The 21,079-nt window shown below is 73.2% G+C and carries 11 protein-coding genes; 6 read left to right on the top strand and 5 right to left on the bottom strand.

Translation table 11 applies throughout. The annotated features are described in order from the left end of the window. Positions 1-52 precede the first annotated feature (52 nt). From ACFYR0_RS32690 to ACFYR0_RS32675, 4 genes are all read right to left on the bottom strand, one after another. Positions 53-883 (bottom strand): glycoside hydrolase domain-containing protein, encoded by an 831-nt coding sequence (locus ACFYR0_RS32690; RefSeq protein WP_389336273.1) that lies wholly within the window; start codon positions 881-883, stop codon positions 53-55. Between the two features lie 111 nt (positions 884-994). Beyond that, a complete protein-coding gene (locus tag ACFYR0_RS32685; RefSeq protein WP_389336270.1) occupies positions 995-2,551 on the bottom strand; it encodes an alpha/beta hydrolase in 1,557 nt (518 codons plus the stop codon). Between the two features lie 142 nt (positions 2,552-2,693). Then, the gene (locus ACFYR0_RS32680; protein ID WP_389336267.1) at positions 2,694-4,238 is read right to left on the bottom strand and encodes an alpha/beta hydrolase; all 1,545 of its coding nucleotides are present in this window, start codon (positions 4,236-4,238) and stop codon (positions 2,694-2,696) included. A 268-nt stretch (positions 4,239-4,506) separates the two neighbouring features. Then, a complete protein-coding gene (locus ACFYR0_RS32675) occupies positions 4,507-7,500 on the bottom strand; it encodes a lysylphosphatidylglycerol synthase domain-containing protein (protein ID WP_389336264.1) in 2,994 nt (997 codons plus the stop codon). Between the two features lie 186 nt (positions 7,501-7,686). Between ACFYR0_RS32675 and ACFYR0_RS32670 the strand changes: the two genes are divergently transcribed. The 5 genes from ACFYR0_RS32670 (at position 7,687) to nudC (ending at position 18,200) form a co-directional block, all read left to right on the top strand. Beyond that, positions 7,687-8,073, top strand: coding sequence for an MGMT family protein (locus ACFYR0_RS32670; protein WP_389336261.1), 387 nt, complete (start codon positions 7,687-7,689; stop codon positions 8,071-8,073). A gap of 257 nt (positions 8,074-8,330) precedes the next feature. Then, the gene (locus ACFYR0_RS32665) at positions 8,331-11,747 is read left to right on the top strand and encodes an ATP-dependent helicase (protein WP_389336258.1); all 3,417 of its coding nucleotides are present in this window, start codon (positions 8,331-8,333) and stop codon (positions 11,745-11,747) included. Positions 11,748-11,970: 223 nt separating this feature from the next. Further along, on the top strand, positions 11,971-15,651 hold the full coding sequence (locus tag ACFYR0_RS32660; protein ID WP_389336255.1) for an ATP-dependent helicase: 3,681 nt from the start codon (positions 11,971-11,973) through the stop codon (positions 15,649-15,651). Positions 15,652-15,698: 47 nt separating this feature from the next. Next, entirely contained in the window at positions 15,699-17,102 is a 1,404-nt protein-coding gene (locus ACFYR0_RS32655) for a dipeptidase (RefSeq protein WP_389336252.1), read from the top strand. 156 nt (positions 17,103-17,258) lie between these two features. Further along, positions 17,259-18,200, top strand: coding sequence for an NAD(+) diphosphatase (nudC, locus tag ACFYR0_RS32650; protein ID WP_389336249.1), 942 nt, complete (start codon positions 17,259-17,261; stop codon positions 18,198-18,200). A gap of 105 nt (positions 18,201-18,305) precedes the next feature. Here nudC and ACFYR0_RS32645 read toward each other — a convergent pair whose 3' ends face one another. Then, a complete protein-coding gene (locus tag ACFYR0_RS32645) occupies positions 18,306-18,548 on the bottom strand; it encodes a mycoredoxin (RefSeq protein WP_386378884.1) in 243 nt (80 codons plus the stop codon). Between the two features lie 183 nt (positions 18,549-18,731). Here ACFYR0_RS32645 and ACFYR0_RS32640 point away from each other — a divergent pair, with 183 nt between their 5' ends. Then, entirely contained in the window at positions 18,732-20,927 is a 2,196-nt protein-coding gene (locus tag ACFYR0_RS32640) for an ATP-dependent DNA helicase UvrD2 (RefSeq protein ID WP_389336245.1), read from the top strand. Positions 20,928-21,079 lie beyond the last annotated feature (152 nt).

Here is a 21,079-nt window from a genome sequence, read left to right as displayed (position 1 = left end):
CCGTCCGCGGACGGCCCGGCTCGAGCCCCGCGGCCGACGGGGGTACTCGGCGTCAGCCGACGATGGCGACCGGGGCGTCCCAGGCGTTGCGGTCGACGGTGATGGTGTGACCGCCGCGGGTCTCCTTGCTGTTGGCCTTGTACTGGTGGGCGCGGCTGTGGCCGGTGTACAGCTTCGGGTCCCAGGGCCAGTCCCTCGTGGTGGTCTCCTGGTTGTTCCACAGCGCGTACCAGAGGTTGCCCGGCAGGTCCGTGCGGTCCTTGGCGGTGGCGACGGCCTTGGCGCCGGAGCTGCTGAACCCGTAGAGGCCGGCCCGGTAGGTCTTGGCACGAAGGGTCCTGGTGAAGGACCGTACATAGGCCAGGGTGGCGTCGTTGCAGGCCTTGTCGGTGATGTCGTACGCCTCCATGTTGAGGTAGACCGGGCTGCCGGCCTTCATGCCGAGCGCCGACGCCTTGGCGATCGCATCGTTGGCGTTGCTCGCTCCGACCGAGACCGCGGTGGCCGCGGTGAACCTCTCCTTATTCGCGCTCCTCTGGCACGGCGGCTGAGCGCCGACGTAGAGGGGAACGACCCGCCAGCCCAGTGAGTCCACCGACTTCACCCAGGACCTGGTCAGGTTGGGCTGGGCGCAGCCACGGTTCCTGCCGCCGATGTAGACCGCCACGCCACCGTAGTAGCCGTCCCTCTTCCACGCCTTCATCGCGGTGAGCGAAGGCGCCGTGCAGGCGTCGAACGCCCGGCCGGTGTAGGTCTTCTGCGCCGGCCACGCCGTCGCGGCCATCGAGGTCTGCGCCGCGATCCCGGCACCGGCCACGACGACGGCGGCCGTCGTCGCCAGGGCTGTGTAGCGGCCTCTTCTGGACAGCCGGTGCTTCGGCATTCCCCACCCCATCCGATATCCGGCCCCGGGCGCCCGGGGCCGGATCACCCTATCCGGGGGCGGGGGGCCCGCCGCGGCCGCCCGGTTCGGCCCCGCGCGGGCCCGGCGGCCTCAGGAGCACACCTTGCCGTCCCGTGGCGGCGTGCCTTCGAGGAGATAGGTGTCGACCGTCGAGTCGACGCAGTCGCTGCCGCTGCCGTAGGCGCCGTGGCCCTCGCCCTTCCAGGTGAGGACCACACCGACGTCCTCGCCGAGTTCGTCGGCCATGCGGCGGGCGCCCTCGTACGGGGTGGCGGGGTCGCCGGTGTTGCCGATCGTGAGGATCGGGGGAGCGCCGGGGGCGGAGACCTCCGGGGTGTCGTGCAGGCCGTCCACGGGCCAGTCGTGGCACCAGCCGGCCGTGTCCCAGCCGAGGAAGGGGCCGAAGACGGGGGAGAGACGCTCGAACCGCGGCAGGGACCTTCTCGCCTCGTCGAGTGTCGGGCGCTGCCTGTCGTCGAGGCAGGAGATGACGCGCTGGGCGTGGGTCGTCGTGCCGTAGTGGCCCGAGGCGTCCCGCTCGTTGTAGATGTCGGCCAGCGCGAGGAGTTCGGAGCTGTCGCCCGACTCGGCCGCTTCCAGGGCGCTGGTCAGGCTCGGCCAGCTGTCCTTGCTGTAGAGCGGCAGCACTATGCCGATGACCGCCATGCTCTGCGTCAGCTCACGGCCGGACGTGGCCGGGAGCGGGTCGGCGTCGAGCCCCTCCAGGAGCGCGGCGATCCTGGCCGTGCCCCGCTCGGGGTCCTCGCCAGCGGACTTCAGGTAGTCGTTCAGCGCGCGCTGGAAGCCCATGGTCTGGTTCTCGGCGTGGCCGACGGCGTCCGCGGTGGGGTCGACGACCGCGTCCAGGACCATCCGGCCCACGTTCCCGGGGAAGAGGTGGGCGTAGACGCCGCCGAGTTCGGTGCCGTAGGAGATGCCGAAGTAGTGCATCTTGTCGTCGCCGAGCACATGGCGCATCAGGTCCATGTCGCGTGCGGTGTCGGTGGTCGAGACATGCGCCATGAGCTCACCGGTCGTACGGGCGCAGTCCTGGCCGAAGCCGGCCGCGTCCGCCAGGAAGGCGCGCTCCTCGGCGGGTGTGTCCGGGGTGATGTCCACCGCCTCGGCGGCCTGTATCGCCTTGTCGTCGCGGCAGCGGATTCCCTCGCTGCCGCCCACCCCGCGCGGGTCGAAGCTGACCAGGTCGTAGCGGTCCCGCAGGGAGGACACGACCGCGGCGTAGGAGGGCATCGCCGAGACCCCGGAGCCGCCCGGTCCGCCGAAGTTGAACACCAGCGAGCCGATGCGGTCGTCGCCGCGGGCCTCGGAGCGGATCAGGGAGAGGCCTGTCGTCCTCCCCTCCGGCTGCGCCCAGTCCAGCGGCACCTTCAGCGTGGCGCACCGCCAGTCGCCGCCGGGCGCGGGGGAGTCGGGGGTCTCCTGGCACTCGCCCCAGTCCAGCTCCTGTGCGGTCAGGGAGGACGGGAGAACGGGTCCGGAGGGTGGTGCCAGGCCTCCGGTCCGGGTGCCGTTCCTGCCGTCGTCGTCCCCGCTCTCCCTGCCGCTGTCCGTGGCACCGCCGGTGCAGCCCGTCAGCAGCACTGCGGTCGTCGCGCCCGCGGCGGCCCACCTGAGGAATCGGTGCATGTCGTGTCCCCTCCCTGGCCGTTCGCGCTTCGGCGGGCGAACGGCGGTCAGGCCATGGTAGGCCGGGCCCGGCACAGCCCGCCCAGCCCTGTGGATAACCTTTTGACCTGCGGTTTTGCTGGAAATGCGACGCGGCGGCCGGTCAGGAGCAGACCGTCCCCGACGTCGGCACCTTCCCGTTCAGCAGATAGCCGTCGACCGCCCTGAGCACGCACTTGTTCCCGCTGTCGTAAGCCCCGTGCCCCTGGCCCTTGTACGTCAGCTCCACCCCGACCCCCGGGCCCAGTGCCTGCACCATCCGCCGGGCCCCCTCGTACGGTGTCGCGGGGTCACCGGTGTTGCCCACGACGAGGATCGGCGCCGAGCCGGGCGCGCTGACGTCCGGGTGGGCCGCCGCGCCCGGCACCGCCCAGTCGGTGCAGCTGACCATGCCCCAGGCCAGGGCGTCCCCGAACAGGGGCGACGCCTCCCGGAACTCGGGGAGCCTGGCCCGCACGTAGTCCACGCCGTAACGGGCCTTGTCGTCGGAGCAGTTGATGGCGATGTTCGCCGCGGTGATGTTGCTGTACTCGCCGTTCGCGCTGCGCCCGTTCATCGAGTCGGACAGCACCATCAGCAGCTGGCCGTCACCGCCGTACGCCTGGTCGAGCGCCTCGGTGAGGAACTCCCACAGGTCCTTGGAGTACAGGGCCTGGATGATGCCGGTGGTGGCCGCGGACTGGGTCAGCTCGCGCGGGAACGCGCCGGGGATGGGCTGGGTGTCGAGGTCCTTCAGCAGCTTGGCGATGCGGTCCTGGACGTTCTGGACGCTGTCGCCGACCGGGCACTCCTCGACCTGGGAGACGCAGTCCTCGGCGTAGTTCTCCAGGGCCAGCTGAAAGCCCTGGGCCTGGCCGAGGGAACCCTGCTCGGAGGTCTCCGTCGGGTCGACCACGGCGTCGAAGACGGCCCGGCCCACCTTCCCCGGGAAGAGGTGGGCGTAGACGCCGCCGAGCTCGGTGCCGTAGGAGATGCCGAAGTAGTAGAGCTTTTCGTCGCCGAGCACCTGGCGCATCAGGTCCAGGTCGCGGGCGGCGTCGGTGGTGCGGACATGGGGGATGATCCGCTCGGAGTGCTCCTCGCACGCCCCGTTGAAGTCCCTGGTGCCGTCCAGCAGCGCGGTGCGTTCGGCGGCGTCGTCGGGGGTGGCGTCCTGCTGGAACCAGGAGTCGAGCTGCTGGTCGTTCAGACAGGTCACGGGGGCGCTGCGGCCCACGCCGCGCGGGTCGAAGCTCACCAGGTCGTAGCGGGTGCGCAGGGTGGCGTAGTCCGGGCCGAAGGCCGGCAGCGTGTACACGCCGGAGCCGCCCGGTCCGCCGAAGTTGAAGATGAGCGAGCCGATCCGGTCGCTCCTGTCGCCGGTCGTCTTCGCCCTGATCAGCGCCAGGCCGATCGTGTCGCCCTTCGGGTCGTCCCAGTCCAGGGGCGCCTTCATGGTGGCGCACTGCCACTCGTCGCCGTCGGGCAGCGGCGAGGGCGCGGCCCCGCCGCCCTCGGCCTGGGACGGCGGCGGACAGTCCTCCCAGCTCAGCTTCTGGGCCGTCGGATCCTCGTCCTTGTCGTCGTCGCCGCATCCCGCCAGCACGGAGGAGAGCAGCACGGCGGTGGCGGTCAGCGCGACGGCGCGCACGCGGCAGGGCTTCGGCATGATCCCATCGTGCGGCCGGGCGGGGCGGGTCGCGCGGGGCACGGGCCGTACGAGGGACGGGGCCGTGGGAGGGCACGGGCCGTACGAAGGGCGGGGAGCCGTGGGAGGACACGGGCCGTACGAGGGACGGGGGGCTGGAGGAGGAGCAAGGCCCACGCCGAGCACGCGTGGCAGCGTCCGTCCGGCGGGCCCCGTCCACCGCGCCACGAGCGGAGACGGGGTGTCGCGGCCCGCGTGACGCCGTCCGGGGCGTCGCGCGGGCGCCCCGCTACAGCGCGCCCTTCCGCGTCAGCTGGTTGAACGCCAGCCACCCCGGCAGCACCGGCAGCCACAGCGTCAGCAGCCGGAACAGCAGCACGGCGGGGGCGGCGACCTCCTTGGGCAGCCCGACCGCGATCAGACCGACGGTCAGGGTCGCCTCGACCGCGCCCACACCGCCCGGCGTCGGCGCGGCGGAACCGAGCGCGTTGCCCGCCAGGAAGACGACGGCCACGCTGGCCAGGCTGATGGACGTCGACTCGTCGCCGAAGGCGCGGATGGAGGCGTCCAGGCACATCACGAAGCAGGCGGTGAGCAGCAGCATGCCGCCGATGCCGGTGACCAGCTTCTGCGGCCGCTGGAGCACGTCGAGCATGCGCGGTACGACACCCGCGAACAGCGACCTCACGCGCGTGGAGACGAACTTCCGCAGGAACGGCACCGAGGTCACCACGAGCACCAGCACCGCGACGGTCAGCAGGCCCGCGATGACGGTCCGGGACGGCGACAGCGACGGCGTCTTCTCGGTGCCGGTCAGATAGCCGAAGGACAGCAGCATCAGGATGTGGCAGCCGAGGCCGAACAGCTGCGACGCTCCCACACTCGCCACCGCGAGACCCGGCCGCACGCCCGCGCGTTGCAGGAAGCGCGTGTTGAGGGCCACACCGCCGACCGCGGCCGGTGCCACGATCTTCACGAACGAGCCCGCGACCTGCGCGCCGACGGTCCGCAGGAACGGCACCCGCTCCGGCACGAACCCCAGCAGGCTCATCGCGGCCGCGACATAGCTCAGCGCGGAGAACAGCACCGCGGCCACGACCCAGCCCCACTCGGCCTCGGCGAAGAGGGTGCCGAACTCGATGTGGGTGAGCTGGGACAGCAGGAAGTACGCGCCGATGGCACCGGCGATGATGCTGATCAGCGTCCGCGGCCGCACCCGCTCCAGCCGGACCGGCTCGACCGGCGCCTGCGGGCGGATGCGCAGCACCTGGTGCCGGATCTGCGTCAGCAGGTCCTCCTCGCGCGCCTCCTCCAGAGCCTCGTCGATGGCCCGCTTCTCGGCCCGCGCCTCCGCGCGTACGGCCTTCTTGTGGGCCTTGTCCAGGCGGACGGGCGCGGTGCCGTCCGTGCCGCCCTCGGCGGGTTCGGAGGCCGCCGCGGCCTCCAGGCGGGCCTGCTTGGCGTGCCGGGAGGCCTCCAGCACGGCCTCGCGTTCGCGTTCGGCCCGCTCGCGGCCGAGCCGGCGCAGCGTCGCGCGCGTGGAGCGGGTCAGCGCGATCGGCTGGAGCATGGGCAGGCAGTCGGCGATGGTGTCGGGGCCGAGCACCCCGACCGCGGAGGTGACGGCGCGCTCGGCGCCCACCCGGAGCGCGAGGGTGGTCATCAGCTGGGCGACGTCCATGCGCAGCAGCAGGTCACCGGCCGCGATCTCGCCGCCGCGCAGGTCGGTGATGATCACCCTGCCGGAACGATCCACCAGAATCGCGTCACCCGCGAGCCTGCGGTGCGCGATGCGCCGCGAGTGCAGCGCCTTCACCTGGCACCAGGTGCTGCGCAGCAGTTCGTCGGTGATCTCCTCGTCCGAGACCGAGTCCAGGGTGCGTCCGCCGGTGTGCTCGTAGACGAGCATCACGGCGTCGGGGCCGAGCTCGGAGGTGGCGATGAGCTTGGGCGCGTTGACGCCCGCGGCGATGGCGGCGTAGGCGAGCAGGGCCTCCTGCTCCAGCGCCTGGCGCAGCGACTGCAGGCTGCGCCGGGTCGCGATGCCGCGCAGCGTGAGGTTGCGCCACACCCGGTAGAAGAAGCCCTGGGCCTGTTGTTCCCGGTCGACGACGGTGACGTCGAGGGGTGGGCCGTCCTCCAGGGTGACGAAGTACCGTCTGCCCCGGTCGGTGCTGTCGGAGGCGTCCGAGACGTCCTCGCGGGCCGCGCTCACCGGGCGGAAGCCGACGTGGCGCAGGCCCGCCATCAGCGTCCGGCCGGTGGGGCGGACGTTGGGCGAGCCGACGGCGTAGAGCGTCCCGTAGGCCACGCTCCAGCCGATCAGGACCGTGAGGATGATCGAGAACGGTGTGGTGTAGCCGGTCACCAGCATCGAGAAGGCGTCCAGCATCAGCACGATCCACAGCACCCCGCGCCAGCGGGGTCTGCGGGACATGCCGACGGCCGTCATGTACGCGATGACCGGCGCCAGGTACCCGTGCACCGGGTCGGTCAGGGCGTTGATGTCGCCGGGGGAGGGCTGGGTGAGCGCGTCCTGGATGGAGTCGGGGGCGGCACGGGCGACCCACAGGTCGGTGGCGAGGGTCACGCCGTGCGCGAGGACGGCCGCGAGCACGCCGTCGGCGATGCGCAGCCCGTCCCGTTTGATCAGACGTTCGATCGCGAAGGCGACCGGGACCAGGAGGATGGCGATGCTGGAGGCCAGTCCCGCGATCTTGATCAGCAGGTCGGGCGCCTGTCCGGTGCCCTTGTTGATGTCCTGTTCCAGGCCGGAGGTGGTGCCGTGCGCGAACGCGGCGATCGCCAGCAGCACGACGACGGCGAGCACGCCGACCAGCAGCCGCATGAGGTCGGAGGGGCGGTGCACGCGCGCGGGGAGGAGCGGTTCGTCGCCCTCCACCTCGTCGCCCTCGACCTCGTCGGCCAGGAACTCGTCGCTGTCGTCCATGTCGCGGTCGCCGATGTCGTGGTCGTGATCGACGTCACGGTCGTCGCTGTCGTGGTCGGTGTCGCTGTCGTGGTCGTGGTCGGAGCCGCGGCGGCCGTCGCCGTCGTGGCGGCCGCCGTCCTCGGTGTCATGACGGCCGCCGTCGCTCTCGCGAGGGCCGCCGTCTTCACTGTCGCGACCATCGGCGTCTTCGCTCTCGCGACGGCCTTCGCCGTGTCCGCGCGGCTCTGCGGTGCGGCGCCCGGCCGGCTTCCCGGCCTGCCCGGTGTCGGGGCGCGACGCAGCGTCAGAGGTGCCCTCCGCGTCCTCGGGGTGCACACCCTGCTGCTTCATCGTCTCTTCTTGATCTCGTATCAACGGTCACCGCCCGCATGATGGTGGCATGCCGCACCGACACACGGGGGCATCAGGGTGCAAACGCGGGGGCGCACAGTCTGCCGGAAGCACCGCCCTCGGGCGAGGGATACGCACGGTGGCGGGGCGCTCACATTGTCGGTGGGGTGGTGCAGGATGGGGCGAATGAGCGAGGAGAGGCTGCCGCGCGACGCCCGCGCGGAGTACGCGGACGAGCTGCCCGAGTACGCCGAGCGGGTCCTTGAGGTCGCGGAACTGATTCCGCCAGGACGGGTCATGACGTACGGCGACGTCGCCGAGTGGCTGGAGGAGGGCGGGCCGCGCCAGGTGGGCCGTGTGATGGCTCTGTACGGCGGGGCCGTGCCCTGGTGGCGCGTGACCCGCGCGGACGGGACGCTGCTGCCCGGCCACGAGCTGCGCGCGCTCGAGAACTACCGGGCCGAGGGGACGCCCCTGAAGGAGGCGAGCAGGGCCTCCGAGGGCCATCTGCCCCGCGTCGACATGAAGCGGGCGCGATGGGACGGCGGCGAACACGCGCAGGGTCACACCTGACAGCTTCCGCCATCGGGGGCGGGCGTGGGGGACGCGTGATCCGTAAGAGGGAAACGGGGCACGTCCGTGACATGACGTACGTTCGTGGGGTGAGGGACGAACGTGACGCACGAGCCGGGAGGGAACAACCGGAAGCCCTGCTTCCGATCCTCTCCTCGGCGTAGCGTCGGCAGCGCGCATCCCTCTCACCCCCCGGCCACCGCTCTTCCCGCGAGACGGCCCGGCAACCAGCACACCCACCAGGACCGGCGAACCACGTGAGCTCCTCTTCCTCCACCAGGCGCCTGTCGCACCCCGCGGTGCGACAGGGGAACCGTGGCGCTTACCGGCTGGTCCGTACCCCTCCGGCGCGACCGGATCCCCCTCGTCTTGACGCGGCACAGCGCGCGGTGGTTGACCACGACCGCGGACCGCTGCTCGTGCTCGCCGGTCCCGGCACCGGCAAGACCACCACCCTCGTGGAGTCCGTCGCGGCCCGTGCCGAGCGCGGCGCGGACCCCCGGCGCGTCCTCGTGCTCACCTTCAGCCGCAAGGCCGCCGTCGAACTGCGCGACCGCATGGCCCTGCGCATGGGAGCGGCACGCGCGCCCCAGGCGACCACCTTCCACTCGTTCTGTTACGCCCTGGTCCGAGCCCACCAGGACAGCGAGCTGTTCGTCGAACCCCTGCGGCTGCTGTCCGGCCCCGAGCAGGACGTCGCCGTACGCGAGCTGCTGGCCGGCCAGACCGGCCTCGAACGCCTCGGCCTCGCCTCTGTGCGCTGGCCCGACGAACTGCGCGCCTGCCTGACCACCCGGGGCTTCGCCGACGAGGTCCGTGCGGTCCTCGCCCGCAGCCGCGAGCTGGGCCTGGACCCCGGCGCCCTGGACGCCTTCGCCCGCCGCATCGGCCGCCCCGACTGGCGGGCCGCCGCCGCCTTCCTCGCGGAGTACCTGGACGTCCTCGACCTCCAGGGCGTCCTCGACTACGCCGAGCTCGTCCACCGCGCGGTCCTCCTCGCCCGCCGCCCGGAGGTCGCCGAGCGGCTCGCCGCGCAGTACGACGCCGTGTACGTCGACGAGTACCAGGACACCGACCCGGCCCAGGTGCGGCTGCTGGACGCCCTGGCTGGCGGCGGACGTACCCTCGTCGCCTTCGGCGACCCCGACCAGTCGATCTACGCCTTCCGCGGTGCCGACGTGAACGGCATCCTCGACTTCCCGCGCACCTTCGCGCGCGTGGACGGCGGCCCGGCCCCCGTCGAGGTGCTGCGCACCTCCCGCCGCTCCGGCGCCACGCTGCTCACCGCGACCCGGCTGCTCACCCAGCGCATGCCGCTCACCAGGCTCCCCGCGGACCGTGCACGCGCCCACCGCGACCTCGCCCCGGTCCGCGACGGAGGCCGCGTCGAGGTCCTCACCTACCCGACGCCCGGCACGGAACTGGACAACGTCGCCGACATCCTGCGCCGGGCCCACCTGGAGGACGGCATCCCCTGGAGCGAGATGGCCGTCCTGGTGCGCGCCGGCTCGCGCACCATCCCGGCCGTCCGCCGCGCCCTGACCGCTGCGGGCGTCCCGCTCGACATCGACGGCGACGACCTGGCACTGCGGCACGAGCCCGCCGTGGCGCCCCTGCTGTCGGCGCTGCGGGCCGTGGCGGAGGCGGAGGCCGGGGGCGTCGAGGCTGTGTCCGCGGCCGAGCATGTGGATACAGCGGCCGGGGAGGGCGAGGACGCCGACGTCGACCAGGACGCCGACGTCGACGAGGAGACGTCCGGCGACGACACCACCCCCGCCGGAACCGACCTCCCCGCGCCCTGCTGGCTCGGCACCGAGACCGCCGTCGCCCTGCTCGCCTCCCCGCTCGCCGGCATGGACGCAGCCGACCTGCGCCGTCTGGGACGGGCCCTGCGGGAGGAGGAACGGGCCGCGGGCAACGCCGTGCCCCCGCCCTCGGACGAGCTGCTCGCGCGGGCACTGGCCGAGCCGGAGCGGCTCGCTGTGCACGACCCGGCGTACGCGCGCGGGGCACAGCGCCTGGGCGCGCTGCTGCGCAAGGCCCGCGAACGCCTCGCCGGCGGCGGCACGGCCGAGGAGGCGCTGTGGGACCTGTGGGAGGGCACCCCCTGGCCCGCACGGCTGGAGCGGACCGCGCGACGCGGCGGAGCGGCGGGCCGCAACGCCGACCGCGACCTGGACGCCGTGTGCGCGCTGTTCGCCACGGCCGCGCGGGCGGAGGAGCGCACCGGCGGTCGCGGCGCGCTGAACTTCCTGGAGCAGATCGACGCCGAGGACATCGCCGCCGACACCCTCACCCGGCGCGCCCTGCGCCCCGACGCCGTGCGCCTGATGACCGCGCACCGCTCCAAGGGCCTGGAGTGGCGCCTCGTCGTCGTCGCGGGCGTCCAGGAGGGCCTGTGGCCCGACCTGCGCCGCCGTGGCTCGCTGCTGGAGGCCGACCGCATCGGCCGCGACGGACTCGCCGAACCGCTGACCCCGGGCGCCCTGCTCGCCGAGGAACGGCGGCTGTTCTACGTCGCCGCCACACGCGCGCGTGAACGGCTCGTCGTGACCGCGGTGAAGGCACCCGCCGACGACGGCGACCAGCCCTCCCGCTTCCTCGCCGAACTCGGCGTCGAACCCAAGGACGTCACCGGCCGCCCGCGGCGCCCGCTGTCGGTCGCCGCGCTCGTCGCCGAACTGCGCGCCACCACGGTCGACCCGCGGGTCTCCGACGCCCTCCGGGAGGCCGCCGCCCGCCGACTCGCCCGCCTCGCCGCCCTCACCGACGACGACGGCCGCCCCCTGGTGCCCTCCGCGCATCCCCACCGCTGGTGGGGCATGTTCGAGCCCACCGCGTCCAAGGTGCCGCTGCGCGACCGCGACCAGCCCGTCGTGCTCTCCGGCAGCGCCCTCGACCAGCTCGCCAACACCTGCGCCCTGCAGTGGTTCCTCGGCCGCGAGGTGAAGGCCGACGCGCCCGCGACGGCCGCCCAGGGCTTCGGCAACGTCGTGCACGTCCTCGCCGACGAGGTCGCCTCCGGGCACACCCCGGCCGATCTCGACGTCCTCATGGAACGGCTGGACTCCGTGTGGAACGCGCTCGCCTTCGACGCGCCCTGGAAGTCGGAGCAGGAGAAGGACCACGCACGCGTGGCGCTCGAACGCTTCCTGACCTGGCACGTCACGGACCGCACCGGACGCACGCCGGTGGCCAGCGAGCACGACTTCGACGTCACCCTCGCGGCGGGCGACTACGAGGTGCGCATCCGCGGCCAGATGGACCGGGTCGAGACCGACGGCCAGGGCCGCGCCTACGTCGTCGACTTCAAGACCGGCAAACAGGCGCCCACCTCCCGCGAGGTCGAGCACCATCCCCAGCTCGCCGTCTACCAGCTCGCCGTCCGCGAGGGCGCCGTCGACGACGCCTTCGACGGGGTGCGCCCCGAGCCCGGCGGCGCCGAACTCGTCCACCTCCGCCAGGGCGCGGCCAAGCGCGACGGCGGCGACGCCCTGCCGAAGGTGCAGGCCCAGGAGGCCCTGGAGGGGGAGTGGGTCGGCGACCTGCTGGCCACGGCCGCGGGCAAGGTCCTCGACGAGCGCTTCACCCCGTCGACCGGCCAGCACTGCACCCACTGCAGCTTCCGCGCCTCGTGCAGTGCCCGTCCGGAGGGGCGGCAGGTGGTCGAGTAGTCGGCCGTGCGGCACGGTGGGGCCAACTGCCGCCCCGCGACGGGCGTGATGCGGCATGGTGTGGCCAACTGCCGCCCCGCGACCGGCGTGAGGCGGCACGTTGTGGCCCTGCCACCCCGCGACCGGCGTGACCGATCGCACTACCCCCGCCGACCTGCGCTTCTTCCGTCCGCCGAGGCCGTCGTGGCCCTCGCTGTCAGTACGCGCCGATAGCCTCTTCGGCATGCCCGCCCGCATCACCGACGCCGAGGAGCTCAAGGAGCTTCTCGGTATTCCGTTCACCCCGGAGCAGATGGCCTGCGTCACCGCGCCGCCCGCCCCGCAGGTGATCGTGGCCGGAGCCGGGTCCGGCAAGACCACGGTGATGGCGGCGCGCGTGGTGTGGCTGGTCGGCACCGGCCAGGTCGCCCCCGAACAGGTGCTCGGCCTGACCTTCACCAACAAGGCCGCCGGCGAACTCGCCGAGCGTGTCCGCAAGGCACTGGTCCGCGCGGGCGTGACCGACCCGGACGTCATCGACCCCGACAACCCGCCCGGCGAGCCGGTCATCTCGACGTACCACTCCTTCGCCGGACGTCTGCTGACCGACCACGGGCTGCGCATCGGCCTGGAGCCCACCGCGCGCCTGCTCGCCGACGCCACCCGCTACCAGCTCGCCGCGCGCGTGCTGCGCGAGGCCCCCGGGCCCTACCCGGCGCTCACCCGCTCCTTCGCGGACCTCGTCGCCGACCTCCTCGCCCTGGACGCCGAGCTGTCCGAGCACCTGGTCCGGCCCGAGAGCCTGCGCGCGTACGACGCCGGGCTGCTGCTCTCCCTGGAGGGCGCCAAGCTCACCAACGCCGACCTGCGCAAGGTCCCCGAGGCCGCCGCCGCCCGCCGGGACCTCGCGGCCCTCGTGCTGCGCTACCGCGCCGCCAAGCAGGAGCGCGACCTGCTCGACTTCGGCGACCAGATCGCCCTCGCCGCACGGCTCGCCCAGCTGCCCGAGGCGGGCCGCATCCTGCGCGAGGAGTTCCGTGTGGTGCTGCTCGACGAGTACCAGGACACCTCCGTGGCCCAGCGCGTCCTCCTCGCGGGCCTGTTCGGCGGCGGCACCGGCCACCCCGTCACCGCGGTCGGCGACCCCTGCCAGGCGATCTACGGCTGGCGCGGCGCGTCCGTCGCCAACCTCGACGACTTCCCCGAGCACTTCGCGCACGCCGACGGCAGCCCCGCCACCCGCCAGGCGCTCAGCGAGAACCGGCGCAGCGGCGGCCGTCTGCTCGACCTCGCCAACGGCCTCGCCGAGCCCCTGCGGGCGCTGCACGCGGGCGTGGAGGCGCTGCGCCCGGCACCCGGCGCCGAACGCGACGGCCTGGTCCGCTGCGCGCTGCTGCCCACCCACGCCGAGGAGATGGACTGGATCGCCGACTCCATCGCCCATCTGGTGCGCACCGGCACCCCGCCCGGCGAGATCGCCGTCCTGTGCCGCACGGCCACCGACTTCGCCGAGATCCAGGGCGCGCTCGTCGCCCGTGACGTCGCCGTCGAGGTCGTGGGCCTGTCCGGTCTGCTGCACCTGCCCGAGGTCGCCGACCTGGTGGCCGTGTGCGAGGTACTCCAGGACCCCGGGGCCAACGCCTCGCTGGTCCGGCTGCTGACCGGCCCCCGCTGGCGCATCGGCCCCCGCGACCTCGCCCTCCTCGGCCGCCGGGCCCGGCTGCTGGTGTCCCACGCGCGCGTGGCCGACGAGGACGACCCGGACCGCAGGCTCGCCGCGGCCGTCCAGGGGGTCGACCCGGCCGAGGTGATATCGCTGGCGGACGCCCTCGACACCTTCCTGGAGACACCGGTCTACGGCGCCGAGGGCGGTGGGGACGACGACCGGCTGCCGTTCTCGCCGGACGCGCGCGTGCGCTTCGCCCGTCTGGCCACCGAACTGCGCGAGCTGCGCCGCAGCCTGGCCGACCCGCTCATGGACGTGCTGCACCGCGTCCTGGCCGTCACCGGGCTGGAGGTCGAGCTGTCGGCGTCCCCGCACGCCCTTGCGGCCCGCCGCCGCGAGACCCTGTCGAACTTCCTCGACGTCGCGGCCTCCTTCGCCGCCTCCGACGGAGAGGCCACGCTGCTGGCCTTCCTGGGCTTCCTGCGCACCGCGGCGCAGTACGAGAAGGGCCTGGACAACGCGCTGCCCGGCGGCGAGAACACCGTGAAGGTGCTCACCGCGCACAAGTCCAAGGGCCTGGAGTGGGATGTCGTCGCCGTGCCCGGCCTGGTCGGCGGGAACTTCCCGAGCGGCCAGGGCCGCGAGAAGTGGACGGCCCAGGCGAAGGTGCTGCCGCACGAGCTGCGCGGCGACGCCGACACCCTGCCGGACGTCGAGGCGTGGGACTCGCGCGGGATGAAGGCCTTCCACGAGGCGATGAAGGAGCACCAGCACACCGAGGAACTCCGCCTCGGCTACGTCACCTTCACCCGCCCCCGCTCGCTCCTGCTCGGCTCCGGCCACTGGTGGGGCCCCAGCCAGAAGAGGCCGCGCGGACCGTCCGACTTCCTGCTCGCGCTGCACGACCACTGCGCCACGGGCCACGGCGAGATCGAGGCCTGGGCGGAGGAACCCCAGGAGGACGAGGAGAACCCGGCCCTGCACCGGGAGACCGCCGACCAGGCCTGGCCGCTGCCTCTGGACGGCACGGCCCTGGCCCGCCGCCGCGCGGCCGCCGAGACGGTCCTCGCCCACCTGGAGGCCCTGACCGCCGACCCCGGCACCCGCCCCGCCGCGCCGTACGACCCCGGCCGCCACGAGGACCCGGACTGGCCGGCGCCCCCCGAGGACGACGAACCGCCCTTCGGCGACGAGGCGTACCCCGGGCCGTATCCCGGCGAGGACGACCCGTACCCCGGCGACCAGGAGCCCTTCGAGGAGGAGCCCTTCGAGGAGGAGCCCTTCGAGGGCGACCCGGACGACTGGGACTCCTTCACGCCGGAGCGCCCCACGATCCCGCACCAGGCGACGGCCCCGGACGACACCACGGCCTTCGACGCCACCCCCCACCGCCCGACGGCTGCCCCGGACCACGCGACGGTTGCCCCCGACCACGCCCTCGCGTCCACAGGCCTCCCCGAACCCCCGGACGAGCCCGGGCGACCCCTCACGCGCACCCGCACCCGTCCCGCACGCGCTGACGCCCTCACCCTCGAGGAGGCCCGCACGATCGCCTCCTGGGACCGCGACCTCGACGCCCTCACCGGAGAGCTCCTGCGCGCCCGCCAGGCCGTGACCGAGGTGCCGCTCCCGGCCGGCCTGACCGCCTCCCAACTGCTGCGCCTGGCCGCCGACCCGGACGGCTTCGCCCAGGAGCTGGCCCGCCCCATGCCGCGCCCGCCACAGCGCGCGGCCCGCCGGGGCACCCGCTTCCACGCCTGGGTCGAGGCCCGCTTCGAAGCGCTGACGCTGCCCATGCTGGAGCCGGACGACCTGCCCGGAGCGGACGCCGAGATCGCCGACGAGCGCGACCTGGAGGCGCTCAAGGACGCCTTCGAGCGCACCGAGTACGCGCACCGCACGCCCTACCGCGTCGAGGCGCCCTTCCAGCTCGCCCTGGCCGGCCGGGTCGTACGCGGCCGGATCGACGCCGTGTACAAGGACGGCGACGGCGACACGGCGACGTACGAGATCGTCGACTGGAAGACCGGCCGCGAGCACACCGCCGACCCCCTCCAGCTCGCCCTGTACCGGCTCGCCTGGGCGCGGCAGCAGGGTGTGCCCCTGGAGTCGGTGACGGCGGCGTTCCTGTACGTCCGCACCGGAGAGGTCGTACGTCCGCGCGATCTGCCGGACCGGGCCGCCATCGAGCGGCTGCTGCGCGAGGAGGACGCGCCCGAGGCATGTGACGAACCGCCCAATGAGGACGACGGTATGTGACGAACCGCCCAACAAGGATGTCGGTGCGGGCCGATAGGCTCGTGACCATGAGCCAGACCCCGGACAGCGCCGTCCGCCAGTACATCCAGCAGCACCGCGCCGCCTTCCTCGACGACCTCACCGAATGGCTGCGCATCCCGTCCGTGTCGGCCCAGCCCGACCACGCCCCCGATGTACGGCGCAGCGCCGACTGGCTCGCGGACAGGCTCACCGGGACCGGCTTCCCCGTCGTCGAGGTCTGGGAGACCGCGGGCGCCCCGGCGGTCTTCGCCGAGTGGCCCTCCGGCGACCCCCAGGCGCCGACCGTCCTCGTCTACGGCCATCACGACGTGCAGCCCGCCGCCCGCGAGGACGGCTGGGACAGCGACCCCTTCGAGCCGGTCGTCCGTGAGAACCGCCTCTACGCGCGCGGGGCGGCCGACGACAAGGGCCAGGTCTTCTTCCACACCCTGGGGGTGCGCGCCCATCTCGCGGCGACCGGTCGCACCGCTCCCGCGGTCAACCTGAAGCTGCTGGTCGAAGGCGAGGAGGAGTCCGGTTCCCCGCACTTCCGCGCCCTCGTCGAGGAGCGCTCCGGACGGCTCGCCGCCGACGCCGTGATCGTCTCCGACACCGGGATGTGGTCCGAGGACACCCCGACGGTGTGCACGGGCATGCGGGGCCTCGCGGAGTGCGAGATCCGGCTCTACGGCCCGGACCAGGACATCCACTCCGGCTCCTTCGGCGGCGCGGTGCCCAACCCGGCGACCGCCGCCGCCCGGCTCGTCGCCGCGCTGCACGACGAGCACGCGCGCGTGGCGGTCCCCGGCTTCTACGACGGTGTCGTCGAGCTGACCGACCGCGAACGCGAACTCTTCGCCGAGCTGCCCTTCGACGAGCGGGACTGGCTGAGGACCGCCAGGTCCCACGCCACCCACGGCGAGGCCGGGCACACCACCCTGGAACGGATCTGGGCCCGCCCCACCGCCGAGGTCAACGGCATCGGCGGCGGCTACCAAGGCCCCGGCAGCAAGACGATCATCCCGTCCTCGGCGATGGTGAAGCTGTCCTTCCGGATGGTCGCGGGCCAGGACCCCGCGCACATCGAGAAGGCCGTGCGCGCCTGGGCCGCCGAGCAGGTGCCCGCCGGGATCCGCTGCGAGATCGAGTTCGGCGCGGCCACGCGCCCGTGCCTGACGCCGCTGGACCACCCGGCCCTGCGGTCCGTGGCGCGCGCGATGAGCCGCGCCTTCGAGGGCCCCGTCCGCTTCACGCGCGAGGGCGGCTCCGGCCCGGCCGCGGACCTCCAGGAGGTGCTCGGCGCCCCCGTGCTCTTCCTGGGTATCTCCGTCCCCTCCGACGGCTGGCACGCGCCGAACGAGAAGGTCGAGCTGGATCTGCTCGTCAAGGGCGTGGAGACGGCCGCCTATCTGTGGGGCGACCTCGCCGAGAACTGGCGCCATGAGAACTGACCGCCCGGCATCGTCCAGGACGTCCCCGCGCGCGGGGACACTGGTAGCGCCGGCCACCACCGCACAGCACCGCCGGACCCGGTCACCCACTGCCGAACGTCCCGCTGAACCGCCGCCGAACCCAACCGCTGCACCCCGGGGGAGTTGGAAGCACCCGTGACCACCTGGACCGACCACACCGCCGACCGACCCATCTCGCTCACCGCCCCGAGCGGCATCGACCGCGCCGCCCACCACCGCCTCGACGAGGCCTGGCTCGCGGCGGCGTGGAGCCACCCCACGACCCGGTGCTTCGTGGTCTCCGGCGGTCAGGTCCTCATCGACGAGACGCCCGACGGCACGACCGAGCTGGTCATGACGCCGTCCTTCGAGGCGCCCCTGACCGAGGCGCACCGCTACTTCCTGGGCACCGACGCGGACGGCGTCAGCTACTTCGCCCTCCAGAAGGACGCCCTCCCCGGCCGGATCGACCAGTCCGCCCGCCCGGCCGGTCTGCGCGAGGCCGGACTGCTGCTGTCCCCGCGCGACGCCGGCCTGATGGTGCACGCGGTGGGCCTGGAGAACTGGCAGCGCACCCACCGCTTCTGCTCCCGCTGCGGCGAGCGCACGGTCATCGCCGCCGCCGGGCACATCCGCCGCTGCCCGGCCTGCGGCGCCGAGCACTACCCGCGCACCGACCCGGCCGTGATCATGGCCGTCACCGACGCCGACGACCGCATCCTGCTGGGCCGCCAGGTGCACTGGCCCGAGGGCCGCTTCTCCACGCTCGCCGGATTCGTCGAACCCGGCGAGTCCATCGAGCAGTCGGTGCGCCGCGAGGTGTTCGAGGAGGCAGGGGTGGCCGTCGGCCGGGTCGAGTACGTCGCCAGCCAGCCCTGGCCGTTCCCCTCCAGCCTCATGCTGGGCTTCATGGCCCGTGCCACGAGCACGGAGATACACGTGGACGGCGACGAGATCCACGAGGCCCGCTGGTTCTCCCGGGACGAGCTGGACGCCGCGTTCGACTCCGGCGAGGTGCTCCCGCCGTACGGCATCTCCATCGCGGCCCGGCTGATCGAGATGTGGTACGGCAAGCCGCTGCCCACCCGGAGCGTCTGACACCGCACGACGAAGGGCGGCCACCCCCGCTGTGGGGGCGGCCGCCCTTCGTCGTTCAGGCGGGACTCACCGTCGTCCGTCGGCCCGGGCCTCCGGACCGCGGGATCAGACGCCGATCTTCTGCTTCACCTGGGCCAGCGACGGGTTGGTGAGCGTCGAGCCGTCCGGGAAGCGAACCGTCGGTACCGTCTGGTTCCCGCCGTTCGCCTTCTCCACGAAGGCGGCGGACGCGGGGTCCTGCTCGATGTTGATCTCGTCGTACACGATGCCCTCGCGGTCCAGCTGCTTCTTCAGCCGCTGGCAGTAACCGCACCACGTCGTGCTGTACATCGTCACAGTGCCCTGCATGTCTCGCGCTCTCCTTCGCCGGCTCGGGGTGAGGTCGTCCGAAGAGGGAACATACGCGACCCGGCCGTCATTCCCGCCGGGGGTATGCCCGTCGACGTGACGCCTGTCGCATCGGTACGACTATCGGAGCGAGCCTGTGGACAACCGGCTCGCCCGTCTCCGGCGACCTGGCAGCATGGCCATGTGACAGCAGCAACGCACTCCCCTCTCTTCCCCCACGTCCCGGACACACCGGACGCGGTGCTCGAAGGGCTCGACCCGGAGCAGCGCGAGGTGGCCACCTCCCTGCACGGCCCGGTGTGCGTGCTGGCCGGAGCCGGTACGGGCAAGACCCGCGCGATCACCCACCGCATCGCCTACGGGGTGCGGGCGGGCATCCTCCAGCCCTCCAGCGTGCTGGCCGTCACCTTCACCAACCGGGCCGCCGGTGAGATGCGCGGTCGGCTGCGCCAGCTCGGCGCGACCGGCGTCCAGGCCCGTACGTTCCACTCCGCCGCCCTCCGCCAGCTCCAGTACTTCTGGCCGAAAGCGATCGGCGGCTCCCTGCCCCGGATCGTCGACCGCAAGGCCCAGCTCGTCGCCGACGCGGCCGCCGCCTCCCGCATCCGGCTCGACCGGGGCGAGCTGCGGGACGTCACCGCCGAGGTCGAATGGGCCAAGGTCACCCAGACCACTCCCGCCGACTACGCGCTCGCAGCCGCGAAGGCCGGACGCGAGGCCCCTCGCAGCCCGGCCGAGATCGCCCGGATCTACACGGCCTACGAGGACGTCAAGCGGGACCGCGGGGTGATCGACTTCGAGGACGTGCTGCTGCTCACCGTCGCCGTCCTCCAGGACCGGCACGACATCGCCGACCAGGTACGTGCCCAGTACCAGCACTTCGTGGTCGACGAGTACCAGGACGTCAGTCCGCTCCAGCAGCGCCTGCTGGAGCTGTGGCTGGGGGAGCGCGACAGCCTCTGCGTGGTCGGTGACGCCAGCCAGACGATCTACTCGTTCACCGGCGCAACGCCGGACCATCTGCTCGACTTCCGGGTCCGCCACCCGGGCGCCACCGTCGTCAAGCTCGTCCGTGACTACCGCTCCACGCCGCAGGTGGTGCACCTGGCCAACGGGCTGCTCGCCCAGGCCCGCGGCCGCGCCGCCGACCACCGGCTGGAACTCGTCTCCCAGCGCGAGGCGGGACCCGAGCCGGTGTTCACCGAGTACACCGACGAACCCGCCGAGGCCGAGGGCGCCGCCCGCCGCATCCGCGAACTGCTCGACTCGGGCGTCCCGGCCAGTGAGATCGCCGTGCTCTTCCGCACGAACTCCCAGTCCGAGTCCTACGAACAGGCCCTCGCCGACGCCGGTGTGCCCTACCAGTTGCGCGGTGCCGAGCGGTTCTTCGACCGCCCCGAGGTGCGCAAGGCGGGCATCGCCCTGCGCGGCGCGGCCCGATTCGGCGGCAACGACTCCCTGCTCGACGACGCTGTGGATCTGCCCTCCCAGGTCCGTGCCGTGCTCTCCGGCGAGGGCTGGACACCGCAGCCGCCCGCCGGGTCCGGAGCGGTCAGGGAGCGCTGGGAGTCGCTCGCCGCGCTGGTGAACCTCGCCCGGGACTTCGCCGCCGCCCGCCCCGTCGCCACTCTGGCCGACCTCGTCGCCGAACTCGACGAGCGCGCGAGTGCCCAGCACGCCCCGACCGTGCAGGGGGTCACCCTCGCCTCCCTGCACTCGGCGAAGGGCCTGGAGTGGGACGTCGTGTTCCTGGTCGGCGTCGCCGAGGGCATGATGCCGATCACCTACGCGAGAACCGACGAGCAGATCGAGGAGGAGCGTCGGCTGCTCTACGTGGGCATCACCCGTGCCCGTGAGCACCTGCACGTCTCCTGGGCGCTGTCACGCTCGCCCGGCCTCCGGCCGAACCGCAGACCCAGCCGCTTCCTCGACGGACTGCGCCCGGGCACCGGCACCACCGCGGGGCGCGCGGGCTCCAAGACCGCAGGCGGAGTCGAGCGAGGCTTCGCGGGCGCGGCGCGGGCCGTCCCCCGGCGCACCCAGCGCACCCCGGCGCGCTGCCGGGTGTGCGGGCGCACTCTCACCGACGCCGGTGAGATGAAGCTGATGCGCTGCGAGGACTGCCCCTCCGACATGGACGAGGCGCTGTACGAGCGGCTTCACGAGTGGCGGGAGGTCCAGGCGCTCCGCAGCGGACAGCCGGCGTTCTGCGTCTTCACCGACAAGACGCTGATGGCGATCGCCGAGGCGGCACCCGCCGGCCCGGTGGAGCTCGCCCGCATCCCCGGCGTGCTCACCCGCAAGCTCAACCGCTACGGGGCCGATGTCCTGGCCATCTGCGCCGGTCAGGAGCCCACGGCGGGGGCTGGGGACGACTGATACGAACTCGTCGAAAAAATAGTTTGCGCATGCCCCGGCAATCCCCATAGGTTCTTAGGCGTGGGAACGGCGGCCTTCTCCAGGCCCCGGTTCCGTGTTGTACTTGCATATCCGTCGGACTGGTTCGCACCGGTCCCCCGAGACGCCGAGAG

Origin of the sequence: Streptomyces sp. NPDC005017, from assembly GCF_042873115.1 — a bacterium.
In the GTDB taxonomy this organism is placed as follows: domain Bacteria; phylum Actinomycetota; class Actinomycetes; order Streptomycetales; family Streptomycetaceae; genus Streptomyces.
Note: the sequence above shows the minus strand (reverse complement) of the source record. Positions and strands in the feature narration are given on the sequence as shown.

Excerpts from the sequence above, each read along its gene's own strand:
- ACFYR0_RS32660 (WP_389336255.1), top strand. The coding sequence starts at position 11,971 with ATGCCCGCCCGCATCACCGACGCCGAGGAGCTCAAGGAGCTTCTCGGT.
- ACFYR0_RS32645 (WP_386378884.1), bottom strand. The coding sequence starts at position 18,548 with ATGCAGGGCACTGTGACGATGTACAGCACGACGTGGTGCGGTTACTGC.
- ACFYR0_RS32655 (WP_389336252.1), top strand. The coding sequence starts at position 15,699 with ATGAGCCAGACCCCGGACAGCGCCGTCCGCCAGTACATCCAGCAGCAC.
- ACFYR0_RS32675 (WP_389336264.1), bottom strand. The coding sequence starts at position 7,500 with ATGAAGCAGCAGGGTGTGCACCCCGAGGACGCGGAGGGCACCTCTGAC.
- ACFYR0_RS32685 (WP_389336270.1), bottom strand. The coding sequence starts at position 2,551 with ATGCACCGATTCCTCAGGTGGGCCGCCGCGGGCGCGACGACCGCAGTG.
- ACFYR0_RS32680 (WP_389336267.1), bottom strand. The coding sequence starts at position 4,238 with ATGCCGAAGCCCTGCCGCGTGCGCGCCGTCGCGCTGACCGCCACCGCC.
- ACFYR0_RS32690 (WP_389336273.1), bottom strand. The coding sequence starts at position 883 with ATGCCGAAGCACCGGCTGTCCAGAAGAGGCCGCTACACAGCCCTGGCG.
- ACFYR0_RS32670 (WP_389336261.1), top strand. The coding sequence starts at position 7,687 with ATGAGCGAGGAGAGGCTGCCGCGCGACGCCCGCGCGGAGTACGCGGAC.